Below are 12454 nucleotides of genomic sequence, written 5' to 3'. Positions count from 1 at the left end.
TAATAATGTTATGCTCATCTTCTGTGAAATACTTGTTATCTTCATGCAATCCCCAAATAAGTGCTTGAACAGCTTTTGATTGCAATAAAAATGCAGAAGGAGGATTGATGACCATCACTTTATTTTCGACAATGAGCTTGATTAATTCTTGGCCAATATTTTCATTAGTAGTGGGATCAATATCATTAACTAAGTGTTCGATTGGATACGTTTGGCGATATAAGATGTCAATCCGCTCGCCACTTGGTGTAAACACTCCAGGTTCAGTAACCATTCCATCGACTTCAGTTGGTTCTGTAAGGATTTTTAACTCGTCTAAACTCACATACTCGGATGGTAACTCCAGATGTTCTTGTAAGAAACGGGTAGTCCACATATCTTCAATATTGTCACCATGTGATGTGAAGACGATTTTGGGAGTTCCCGGTTTGTTTAAATGTTTCCAAGAAGCGGTTACTGCTTTTCTCATTTCTTTTCGAAGAATCTCTGTACTTTCTTTATTAGGGTTTTCAACTCCAAAGTAATCACATACATAGTCGTTTGCTTGAAACGTTTCTTTAATAAATGTTGGCGTATCAGAATTAAACTCCAGAAGCTTTAACGTTGAATTGGAAACAACAAAGTCGAGTCTCCCAATTATATACTCTTGCGGGATGGTTTTAATCCTGATATAGCTAAGTGATTCTTTTGGAAAACCTAATTGAAGAAGAGTATCATCATCCAGATCTCTTAATAGCGGGGCAACTTTCACAAAAACAGACCCAACTTTTTCGGCTGCTAACCGAATGTCTAGAATTTCTGCATACGTTTGTTTGTGTATGTCCAGTAACGCATATTCAGCTTCATATAAATCCGGAAAAAAATAAGGAACTTGACTGTAAACTCTTTTTCTATCCTGTTGAAAATTTGGGTCGATCACCCGCCAAATCCTCCTTTAGAGCCACTTCCTATACCAGATTTATAATTGCTTTGCGTGTTTTTGTACTGGTTTAAGTTACTAGAGTAATTTGGTGAGCTTCTCAAAGCAGAGCGACTACTAAACATACTGCCTAAAAGATAATAAGCTCCAAAATGAGATGATTTTCTGTCATCGCAATAATAGGTTCCTTCATCATCATCCCATTCCCAATCATCACATTCATACTCAGTAGGTTCAGGAGGTAATGTAGCAGAGTCATATTGATTTTGACCACATCCAGACATACTGAAAGCCATAACAGATGTTGCTACTCCTGCCATCAACTTTTTGGTTTTATTCATTTTCTATTTCCCTCCATTTTGTAGCCTGTCTTTATTAAATACAGAACATATACCCGGCGGTCTTCATCAATTTCAGCAGAATCTTTCTCCCACTCCATTCCATCGATGTAATGATAATCAGAACCTATGTGAGAAAGGATATCGATATGGTGATCAAATTCAATTTTTTTTAGAATGGGATGATTTGCTCTTCCATTTAATTCGCGCATCTCTAATTGTAGTGTGTCGTTTATATTGAATTCTTCCTTTTCCATTTCGCCTTCTTCTTCCTTCGTTACGTAAATCACGTGCCAATCACCTTCAATAGCAGAAGAAGTCTGCTTATATACAATTCCTTCTTTCACATAAAAATCGCATGATCTTCGTGCAAGAACTTGTTGTAAATCAATCTGTTCATAATGAAATAACGGTTCAGATGAGTTGTTTCCTTTAAATAAACGGTATTCAAGTGAAGTAGTCATATGTTCATCAGTCCTTTCACCAAACTTACTAGGTAAATATACGATTCAATGTGTCATTGGTTTCATTTAAATTAGAGTAATCAACTTCTATTGTATACCAGTGTATAGTCCATATCACTCTGTTCACAAAATTGTTTGTTATGAACTAATGGATTGAATCAATTTCATTATTCATCAAAATGGATAAAAAACGAACATTCTAAAAATAGAGATTCTCTCGATTTCCGTTGCGGGCGGACGCTTTCTTACGATTAGTCACTAGTTTTCCTGTATTTTTTCATAAAAATATAGGTAGCGCAATGCTATGAGCCTATTGCTTTCCGTTTCGGTGCTCGCTTTCCGCGGGCACGGCCTCAGCCGCTTCACTCGCTCCTCTCGTTGCAGGGTCTTCAGCTCGCGCTGTTCCCGCAGGAGTCTCGCGCCAACACTCCAATAAATTCATCGGATACCGGTCCAAATAATTTCTCTCTAATGCTTCAAAGAGTCGGAGAGCGGATTGTAGCGGATGAAGATGAACAGCATTATAGTACGAGTAAAACACTGGAATAGAAGGAGTTAACCAATTTCTATACTCGACAACCACAAAAATAGACTGGATTCTATGGTGATAGAATCTAGTCTATTTTTATATTGACTCATTTCATCATTTATAAGCTTTATGCCATAATCTTTGGTTTTCGTTGTGCCAATTTCGGATCTATATAGTCGATTTCTTCGCCGGTTTCAATATCGATAAATGTACTTGTTTCATTAAACCATCGATCTGGTGCTTCGTGTCCCCAGAAAGTTTGACGGAGCGGGTCATTTAAATCCCAACGAATGGGCTTCAAGTCTGGGTCGGTTGTTAAATAATCACCCGTATACAATTCAATACGATGACCATCTGGATCTCTCAAGTAAAGGAAGAAGGCATTTGATAAGCCATGTCGGCCTGGTCCTCGTTCAATTGAGTCCGCATACCCCATACTAGCTAGTACATCACAGCAATCAAGAATGCTCAATCGGTCTGTTAGCGAGTAAGCGAAATGATGCAGCTTTGGTCCTGGTCCATTCATGAAAGCCTGGTCATGAACTGTCGGTTTACGATAAAGCCATGCTGCCCACAAGTCGCCATCCTCAGTTTCCGTATACTCTGAACACGAGAATCCTAAGTTATCAATGTAGAAATTATAAGCCTTTTGAACGTCAGGTACTGCACAGTTAACGTGGTCAATTCGCTGTATCTTCGCTCCGCGATATAAATCATAACGTTGGAGCATGCGATTAACAGTCGTCATTTCAGCAAAAAATTCCAATGGAATTCCTGAGATATCATGTGCTCGAAGAGTTCTGCCTATCGCATGTTGTGATCCTTTTGGCATCCATTTTGTTTTTAGGCCTTTGAATTTAAATAGCTTCTCAATTTCATCGAGATCTTGATCTGTTTCTACTTTGTAACTAAGTACTTCAACAGTCGCTTTATCGGCTTTTTTCAAGAGTAAACTATGGTGAGAATGCTCTTCGAGACCTCTTAAGTAAATATGGTTTTCATCACTTTCTGTTTCAATCATGCCTAATCCATTTACGTAAAACTCACGAGATGCTTGTAAATTCGTAACGTGAAGAACTGTTCTCGCGATACGAATGATTGAAAAACCCATGGTGTTCACCACCCTTTCCTTTTATTTACCGAACTGTTGAATATGATGGTCGGTAATTGATACATGAATAATTTTTTGCTCTGTATAAAACTCGAAGCCGTAGTGTCCGCCTTCACGACCAATTCCAGAAGACTTAGACCCTCCAAAAGGTGTTCTTAAATCTCGTACGTTTTGAGCATTTACCCATAACATTCCAGCTTCAACTTTATGTGCTACACGGTGACCTCGTTTAATGTCGTTCGTCCATACATAGCCAGCAAGTCCGTACTTGATATCGTTAGCAAGTTTAATGGCTTCTTCCTCATCTTTAAATGTCATCACGGTTAACACTGGACCGAAGATTTCTTCTTGCGCAACCCGCATATGATTTTTAGCATTTAAAATAAGTGTTGGTGCCACAAAGTTCCCTTTTGCTATTTCTGCTGGAATATCTGCTGTAATCACTTCTGTGCCTTCTTCTTTTGCAATATCCAAGTAACCTTTCACCTTCGTAAAATGGCCTTTATCAATCAATGGCCCGACTTCTGTAGCTACGTCTAGTGGATCTCCGATTTTTATGTTCGCAACACGTTTCTTCAATGCAGCAATAAACTCATCTTTGATTCCTTCCTGTACAAACAATCGTGAGTTAGCCGTACACCTCTCACCATTAAAAGAATAAATCCCCCACACACATGCATCTAAAGCTCTTTCGAAATCAGCATCGTCAAAAACAATAATTGGGGATTTTCCACCAAGTTCCATCGAACAGCTTTTCAGTGTATCTGCACTGTTTTTAATAATAGTTGAGCCAGTTTTTGTTTCGCCGGTAAACGAGATAAGCTGAACATCAGGATGCTTTACTAATGCATCGCCTGCAGTCTCTCCATATCCGTGAACAACGTTGAAAACGCCTTTTGGAAGATCAGCTTTATGAATAATTTCAGCTAAAAGGTTAGCTGATAAAGGAGAAAGTTCTGCCGGCTTAAGTACAACAGTATTTCCAGTTGCAAGAGCAGGTGCTACTTTCCAAGTTTCTAACATGAATGGTGCATTCCAAGGTGTGATTAATCCAGCAACACCTACAGGAGCGTTAATTGTATAATTGATGAATTCATCGTCTACTTGATATGCGTCTCCAATAAGACGACTTTCTACCATTCGTGCATAAAATCTAAAGTTCTCTGAAGCTCGGCTCACCATTTTTCTTGTTTGACTAATCGGAAGTCCCGTATCGAGAGATTCTAAATACGATATTTTTTCTACCTCTTCATCAATAAGGTCGGCAATTCGATAAATGTACGCCATTCTTTTCGTCAGTTTCATCGTTTTCCAGGGACCATGATCAAAAGCTTCACGTGCAGCTGCTACCGCTTTATTAATATCCTCAGATTGACCTTCCGCTACTTCATTGATTTGTTCATTCGTAAATGGGTTCATATTTTTAATCGTTGTACCGCTTGACGCAGAAGTGAATTCCCCATTGATATATAGTAAAATATCGGTTTGTGTTTCATGTTTTAAAGCCATTTTCTCACGGGAAGATACCATTCTTATCACCTATATCCTTAATAATTTTATTCGTGAGCATCAAGATAATGTTGTTATGTTGTCGCTGCTTCTTTAGGCAGTTTCCCAAGATCAATGAGTGTATCGCGGACTTCTTTCTTTAGTGCTTCTGAAGGGAAACCTAAAGGCAGTCGAAGCTTCGGATTAATTTTCCCCATCATTCCAAGTGCTACTTTTGCAGGTCCAGGATTGGTATCTTTAAACAACACATCATTCAACGGCATTAATTCGAAATGAAGATCCTGACATCTTGCCACGTCGCCCGCTTCCCATGCATTATATAATTCTGCCACTTTGACTGGCTCGACGTTAGCTGTCGCGCTGATGAACCCCGCCCCACCAATGGCAAGCATCGGATAGCAAAGCAGTTCAATACCTGAATATAATAAGAAGTCTCTGCCACAGTTGAGCAACACACGATTTACATGTTCAAAGTCTTTGTTTGCTTCTTTTACACCGACGATATTTGGGCATTCTTCTGCTAATCGTTTCATCGTACTTACGTCCATATTGACAGCTGAACGACCAGGGATATTGTAAATTATGATTGGTGTTTTAACTGAATCTGCTACAGTTTTAAAGTGCTGATAAAGTGCTTCTTGGTTTGGCCGATTGTAGTAAGGAACGATAACCATTGCCGCATCTGCACCCATTTCTTCAGCATACTTCGTTAGTTCCATCGTTTCATCGTGATTTGTAGATCCTGTTCCTGGCGCAAAAAATACACGTCCACCAATCGTTTCCATCGCAAGATTCATCACTCTTTTTCTTTCAGCGATTGTTAATGAGCTCGGTTCTCCACTGGTTCCTGTAACAGAAATACCGTGACTTCCACTTTCAATTTGCCAGTTAATCAACTCTATAAATGCTTTTTCGTCAATTTCACCGCTCTCAGTAAATGGTGTAACAACGGGACAAATGGATCCTCTTAACTTCTTTTTCGCTTCTTCGTATGCCAAATTCATCTACTCCTTGTCGTCTTTAAAGTTGGGGAAGGAATTAAACTTCCTTAGTCCAATTCGTTACTCATGAAGTTCTTTTAGTTCGCGGTACTTTCCTTGGCTATATAGTAAAGGAGCTTTTTGCTCAAGTTTAACTCCCGTTACTTGGCCGATATAAACCGTATGATCTCCCACTACATATTCACTATGGAGTGTACAAGTAATGTTAGCTAAAGCATCTGTAAGAATGGGTAAACCTTGATACGAGGAAAACGTAACTTCATGCTCGAGATTAAGTTGACCCGAGAATTGTTTCGACTCATTTTGTTGTTCAGAAGTTAAGATGTTAACAGCGAATTGTTTTGCCTCTTTAATATGGTGTAGCATTCTTGCGTTTTCTCCAACACTTATGGCAATAAGCTTTGGGTTCAAAGAAATCGACATGAACGCATTTGCTGTCATGCCATGTACCTCACCAGCCACTTCAGTTGTGATGACAGTTACCCCAGTAGCAAAACTCCCCATAGCATTTCTAAATAATCGATCATCTACTTCTTGGTTTTCTATCAGCATCTTTGAATCTCCTTTCATTCATACAACCTTTGTTTTCTTTGTAATAGGCTTTGCTAAACTATAATGTTGTAAATCAACATTATAGTTTAGCAATTATAAAAGGGTGAGTTAGGTTGCAAATTCACCTTCGTTTATTGTACATTTGCACTCGCCGCAGGTTCCGCATGAGCCAACAAGTATGAAAACTACATACTTGTCGATCTCATTCTTCCAAAGAGCTGCTCCTGCGGTTACTCGTCGCAAAGAAAAGCCTGCCTGCTCCTGCGGTTACTCGTCGCAAAGAATACGACCAAACTACCTTTGGCCATATTCTTTTTTGCGGCATGCTAGGTGCAAATGTACTCTTTCGATTTCCCTCTTTTTCATTAAGGGTAATTAAATTATCCGAAAATGCCCGCTTCTTTTTTCGTTCTATTTAAGAAGTTCGTAACCATATCTTTGTACGGTTGTTTATTGAATTGATCATAATAGGCATTTGACATTCTCACTGGATCTCCAAAGAAATAGTATTCATACAAGGCTTGACGGTTACCAAATGCACTAATTGAAATATCCCATGCTAAGCGGAAAAGTTGTACCTTTTCCTCTCCGTTGATGTTTGCACCTTGTGTATAACGATGAACTAACGGTCCTACATCCGAATTACTGAAGTCTGCTTCAGAAGGCAGAGCCATCAATCCAGATGCTCCAAGAATTTTTATGATTTCATTCATACGTTGGTACATTTTCGGGTACCAATTACGCGCTGCATTCAACGGTTCGAAGTCCGGTGTCATATTGCCGTACTTATCAATTTTGGCATTGTGCTCTGAGCGGTATAGATGAGAACGCATAACTTCTAAAATGACCATGATTTCGCTTGCCTTTTCTTTAACGTGCATGAATTGATCTATACCGATTGATTCCATCATGCTAATAACTACACCTAAAACGAATTCAGTTTTCACGATGTTTTTCGCAATTACTTGATGAGTCATGTGTATTACCGCATTCGTTTCGGTATACGTACGATTACATATATCAGTACTTTCACTGACAAATACTCTTTCCCACGGAACGAATACATCTTCAAATGATATGATTGCGTCGCTCTCGTCAAATCTAGCACCTAATGGATGGTCCCATTTGCTTTTTCCATAATCAAATGATTCACGAGAAAGGAATTTTAAACCTTTCGTATTATTTGGAATGGCAAATGCAAAAGCATATGGATCGTCAGTTGTGCCAGGAGTTCTGTTTATAGTCGAAGGGAAAACAACGAGTTCGTCAGTAATACCACCTAGAGTGGCTAATAGACGACAACCATTGATATACATTCCATCCGATGTCTTTTTAGTAATACGTGCAGATAGTGACGGATCTTTTTGCTCTGTTTGAGTCAACTTCGATCTATTCACTTGTGGATGAATTAATGTATGGGTTAAGCTAATGTCATTTTCACGAGCAAATTCATAATAGTCTCGAGCATTTTTTGCGAATTGATCACTTCCGCCACCTTGTTGTGCGAAAAATTCACTCGCTGTTCCAAATGCCATAATACTCGTGTTCAAATAATCTGGTGAACGGCCCATCATTCCTCCTGAGAAAGTAGCCCATTCTGTATTCATTTCACGTCTCTTAAACAAATCCTCTTTGGTTTTAGGAGCAATAAAAGAAAGCCCAACTTTTTTTCCTGAAGTCGGTGATGTATATAACATTTTTTCCGGCTTCTCATGTTGTAAATCATATAGACCTGCAACGCTCTCTACGACATTTTTAAAAGCTGGATGCGTAGTAACGTCGTCTACTTTCTTTCCGTGAATCCATACTTCTGTTTTGCGTTCTTTAATACCTTCTATATATTCTTTACCTGTTCGTGCGGCCATTCTATTCCCTCCTCTAATTGAATCAACCTTTTCATTCTTCTTCCATTTTTTAGTGACTCTCTAATAAAGAATTAAATTAAATTTTCTGAATTTCAAGTGTGCAGGAATGTATTTCCAGAAAAATACTCATCTACTTAACTGGTAGATTTTCATCCTTTTTAAATCTTGAATGAATATTATTTAGTTTATAAGTGCCTGCTTCGCTAAATTCAATAAGTTCCATAGACAATGCTAGGTAGCGATTTGACATGAGGAATGAGAAATGATCTTTCATCACTTCAAATAGCGCATCACAAACTTCTTTCTTAATTTCTTCAGAACGACCAGCCCCTATTTTCAAAACCGCATGGACGAACGCATCATCTTCTACACCGTCAGCTATTCGATAGTCATTTACTTCAATCGCTCTTGAACGAATACCACCTATTAGGAAAACAGTATCACGAGCAATCAAGACTTTATTGATTTCTTCGAATAACTTTGAGAAATTGGCCTCATTTTTGATGTTATCTGTGTACTCTACAATAAAATGGGGCAATCGATTTTCCTCCTATTCCCACTATCGATTTGTAAACGATTCATCTCCGATAATGGTATTTATTAACCGACCTATCCCTTCAACTTCCGTAATGACAACATCTCCGACAACTGTATCGACTGACCCCTTAGGTGTACCTGTAAGAATTACATCATTTTCACTTAAGGTCATAAAGCTACTCAAATACTCGATAAGTGTTGGAATATCGAAAATCATATCTTTCGTCGTGCCTTGTTGGACAAGTTCGTCATTGACATGTGTAGTCAATTTCAAGTCCATTGGGTTAGCAACGTCGGCTGCTTCGACCAACCATGGACCGAATGGTGTGCATGTATCTCGGTTTTTTACACGCAAATTGGGGCGATAATAATTCTCTAAATAATCTCTAATGGCATAGTCGTTCGCCACGCTATAGCCTTTAATATAATTGTAAGCGTTTTCTTTTTTTACATTGCGAGCTGTTTTACCAATGATCACTGCCAGTTCACACTCATAGTGCATATAAGTGACATCAGCAGGACGACGAGTAGAACCTTGATGACCGATAAACGTATTTGGTCCTTTTAGAAAGACTAGCGGTTCTGAAGGCGCAGCAAATGCTAATTCTGCTGCATGATCTGCATAGTTCAGTCCTAAAGCAAAAACCGTTCGCGGTACAATAGGTGTAAGCCAAACAACGTCTTTCTCCTCGACTATTCGACCATCATCTAGTTTGAGTCGATCTTGCCAGTCAATCGCTTCATGGATGGCACCGTCATAAGAGATACGTGCTTTTCTCATTTGGTCCACCTCCGCATGAATGTTTTATCGTCAACAATAACATTCTCCAATGTGCCGATTCCTGCTATTTCTATTCGAACTTTATCTCCTAAGGTTGCTTGTGGTGCCTCTTCAGGAACCCCAACGAGCAACACATCTCCAGGACTCAAAGTCATAAATTCTGTAACATCCGCAAGTAAACGAGCGACTGGTCGAATCAAATTCCTTGTTGAATTTTCTTGCCGTAGTTCATCATTAATGTAGACACGGATTGTTAAATCATCCGGGTTATCTACATCCTTGTGATCGATGATCCATGGCCCAATTGGACAAAATCCATCGCGTGACTTATGTTGAACAGCTGGTCGGTAAATACTGTCATGAGGTACGCTCACATCGTTAACAACCGTATATCCTGCTACATAATCTAAAGCTGTTTCTTCCTTCACAGCGGTCGCTTTCTTGCCTATTACAAGACCAAGAGTTGCTCCCATTTCAAGCTTTGTTATACCTTCTGGCAGTGGGATACCTGCACCGTAACGATTAAAGGTATTTGCCGGTTTAATATAAAGAACTGGAGCAACAGGCGGTGAAAGATAAGGTTTGTCGTTTACTGCATCGGCAAGTCCTTTAAGCACACCTTTAAAATTCACAAGAGTACCGAAAACCGCTCCTGTAATTGGCGTGTCAAACTGTATATCACTTATGCTCAACTCGTCATCATCTATCACAAAACAATCCTTAGCTGTATTCACACGTACAGATAATAACTCTGGTACACCTAACACTTTCAACTTTGCGTTATTCAAATATTTCACTCCCCTAGTTACTAAACCGTTATTTTCCATAGTTACTATAGTTTTTCTTCATAAAATTTCACATAAAAGGGCGCTCTTCTTGTAGAATGGAGTTTTCAAACTACAAACTAATAGAAGAGGCGCCCTAATAGGAAAGAACCTACACTCTCAGTGTTACATTAGAAGATTGCTTTGAAAAAAATGTATCAATATTTTCAATACATTTCGCCATTACACAGACAATAATGCTTTATCACTATTTAGTTTTTCGCCACGGATTCGTTGGAATTCATCCATTAATTTTGGAATGGTTAATTTCTTTTTCTCTTCGGCATCAATTTCTAAAATGATTTGTCCTTTGTCCATCATAATAAGCCTGTTCCCTAGGTCTAAAGCTTGTTGCATGTTATGTGTAATCATCAACGTGGTAAGCTGATTCTTTTCAACAAGTTCTTTAGTTAGATTTGTAATCAACTCTGCACGTGAAGGATCAAGTGCAGCTGTATGTTCATCGAGCAACAAAATATCTGGCTGTGTAAAAGTAGCCATTAATAGAGAAAGAGCTTGCCTCTCCCCACCTGAAAGCATCCCTACCTTTGCATTTAAACGGTTTTCAAGATTTAAATGAAGAGTTTCAAGAGATTCACGGAACAATTCTCGGCGTTTCTTGTCTACTCCTTTTCTTAATAGCCGCTTTTTATTACGAGAGTAGGCCATTGCCAAGTTTTCTTCGATTGTCATCGTAGGAGCTGTTCCAGCCATTGGGTCTTGAAATACCCGGCCAATCATCTGAGAACGCTTATACTCTGGCAATCTAGTAACGTCTTTATCGGCAATTTCAACTACACCGAAATCAGGAGTAAGCGCACCAGAAATCATATTCAACATGGTCGATTTCCCAGCACCATTGCTCCCAATCACCGTCATAAAATCACCAGGATGTAACTGGAGATTAATTTGATCTAACGCGATTTTCTCATCCGGTGTAGCTTCATTGAATAATTTATTAATCTGGATGAGTTTTAGCAACTGCAGCTCCTCCATTCGTAAGTGATTGTTGATACTCAACTAAGCGTTCAGCATGTCGTTTAGCTTTTCTGGTCTTTTCACGTTTCTTTTCAAAATATTGAGGAAGTATTAATGCAATTATTACAATCACAGCAGTAATTAACTTCATGTCTCCTGTATCAAGAAAGTCCACTCGAAGAGCTAATCCAAGGACAATTCGATATATAATGGCCCCGGCTATTACAGCAAACGTGGTACGAACAATCGTTTTTGTACCAAATATGGCTTCACCGATAATGACTGAAGCCAGTCCAATAATGATCATTCCGATCCCCATACCAATGTCTGCAAACTTCGCATATTGTGCAATCAGTGCTCCTGAAAAGGCAACCAAAGCATTTGAAAAACCAAGTCCAACAATTATGAGCGTATCTGTGTTTGCTGATAAACTTCGTATCATTTTTTTATTATCACCAGTTGCTCTTATAGCAAGACCAACCTCAGTTCTTAAGAACCAATCGACAATTAACTTAATTACTAATACAATGATGGCCATAATAAACAAAGTTCCCCATGTGGCAGGTAAATACTGAACCCCCAGCATGCTGAAAAAGTTATTGATAGCTGTGTCTATTCCAAGAGAACCCCAAAATGATTGGAATTGATTAAACATCGTTTCGGCATTTAATAAAGGGATATTCGGTCGACCAATAGAATTCTCGGATGTTAGTCCCATTATTCGTAAATTTATAGAATATAAAGCAATCATCATCAATATTCCAGCAAGTAAAGCATTGATTTTCCCTTTTGTATGTAGAAGGCCGGTTACACAACCAGCCAAAAAGCCAATAATAACGGCTACTGCTGTAGCTAACATCGGGTGATATCCTAAGATAATCATCGTGGCAGCAACGCCAGCTCCAGTTACAAAACTTCCATCAACCGTTAAATCCGGAAAATCCAACACTCGAAATGAAATATACACTCCGAGTGCCATAATTGCATAGATGATTCCTTGCTCTACAGAGCCAAATACAGCTGAAAACATGTAGAATCACCTCCTG

13 protein-coding genes are annotated in these 12454 nt (G+C 38.9%); all 13 read right to left on the bottom strand.

From position 1 onward, the window contains the following. Positions 1–919, bottom strand: a 919-nt coding sequence (locus WBG45_RS06320; RefSeq protein WP_424413003.1) for a glutathionylspermidine synthase family protein, incomplete at its 3' end; no start/stop codon positions are given. Then, positions 916–1260, bottom strand: coding sequence for a hypothetical protein (locus WBG45_RS06315; RefSeq protein ID WP_024534670.1), 345 nt, complete (start codon positions 1258–1260; stop codon positions 916–918). The genes WBG45_RS06320 and WBG45_RS06315, both read right to left, overlap by 4 nt. Beyond that, positions 1257–1721 carry a hypothetical protein gene (locus WBG45_RS06310; RefSeq protein ID WP_424413001.1) on the bottom strand — a complete coding sequence of 155 codons (465 nt, stop codon included), beginning with the start codon at positions 1719–1721 and terminating at the stop codon, positions 1257–1259. Before WBG45_RS06310 ends, WBG45_RS06315 begins: the two co-directional genes overlap by 4 nt. A 656-nt stretch (positions 1722–2377) precedes the next feature. Continuing rightward, complete coding sequence (gene hpaD / locus WBG45_RS06305) at positions 2378–3361, bottom strand: 3,4-dihydroxyphenylacetate 2,3-dioxygenase (RefSeq protein ID WP_424412999.1); 984 nt, start codon at positions 3359–3361, stop codon at positions 2378–2380. Between the two features lie 21 nt (positions 3362–3382). Next, on the bottom strand, positions 3383–4870 hold the full coding sequence (hpaE, locus tag WBG45_RS06300; protein ID WP_424412997.1) for a 5-carboxymethyl-2-hydroxymuconate semialdehyde dehydrogenase: 1488 nt from the start codon (positions 4868–4870) through the stop codon (positions 3383–3385). 74 nt (positions 4871–4944) lie between these two features. After that, on the bottom strand, positions 4945–5868 hold the full coding sequence (gene hpaI, locus WBG45_RS06295) for a 2,4-dihydroxyhept-2-ene-1,7-dioic acid aldolase (protein WP_424412996.1): 924 nt from the start codon (positions 5866–5868) through the stop codon (positions 4945–4947). A gap of 63 nt (positions 5869–5931) precedes the next feature. Next, complete coding sequence (locus tag WBG45_RS06290; RefSeq protein ID WP_424412994.1) at positions 5932–6423, bottom strand: flavin reductase family protein; 492 nt, start codon at positions 6421–6423, stop codon at positions 5932–5934. Positions 6424–6803: 380 nt separating this feature from the next. Further along, positions 6804–8288, bottom strand: coding sequence for a 4-hydroxyphenylacetate 3-monooxygenase, oxygenase component (gene hpaB / locus WBG45_RS06285; RefSeq protein WP_424412992.1), 1485 nt, complete (start codon positions 8286–8288; stop codon positions 6804–6806). Positions 8289–8418: 130 nt separating this feature from the next. Continuing rightward, positions 8419–8826 (bottom strand): 5-carboxymethyl-2-hydroxymuconate Delta-isomerase, encoded by a 408-nt coding sequence (locus WBG45_RS06280; protein ID WP_424412990.1) that lies wholly within the window; start codon positions 8824–8826, stop codon positions 8419–8421. 21 nt (positions 8827–8847) lie between these two features. Continuing rightward, entirely contained in the window at positions 8848–9606 is a 759-nt protein-coding gene (locus WBG45_RS06275) for a fumarylacetoacetate hydrolase family protein (RefSeq protein ID WP_424412988.1), read from the bottom strand. Continuing rightward, positions 9603–10394, bottom strand: coding sequence for a fumarylacetoacetate hydrolase family protein (locus WBG45_RS06270; protein ID WP_424412986.1), 792 nt, complete (start codon positions 10392–10394; stop codon positions 9603–9605). Before WBG45_RS06270 ends, WBG45_RS06275 begins: the two co-directional genes overlap by 4 nt. Before the next feature lie 219 nt (positions 10395–10613). Next, on the bottom strand, positions 10614–11411 hold the full coding sequence (locus WBG45_RS06265; protein WP_424412985.1) for an ABC transporter ATP-binding protein: 798 nt from the start codon (positions 11409–11411) through the stop codon (positions 10614–10616). Then, positions 11389–12438 carry an ABC transporter permease gene (locus tag WBG45_RS06260; protein ID WP_424412983.1) on the bottom strand — a complete coding sequence of 350 codons (1050 nt, stop codon included), beginning with the start codon at positions 12436–12438 and terminating at the stop codon, positions 11389–11391. The genes WBG45_RS06265 and WBG45_RS06260 overlap by 23 nt, the downstream gene beginning before the upstream one ends. Positions 12439–12454: the final 16 nt, after the last annotated feature.

Origin of the sequence: Paenisporosarcina sp. (genome assembly GCF_049671445.1) — a bacterium.
In the GTDB taxonomy this organism is placed as follows: domain Bacteria; phylum Bacillota; class Bacilli; order Bacillales_A; family Planococcaceae; genus Paenisporosarcina.
This window is presented reverse-complemented; position numbering and strand designations above follow the sequence as displayed.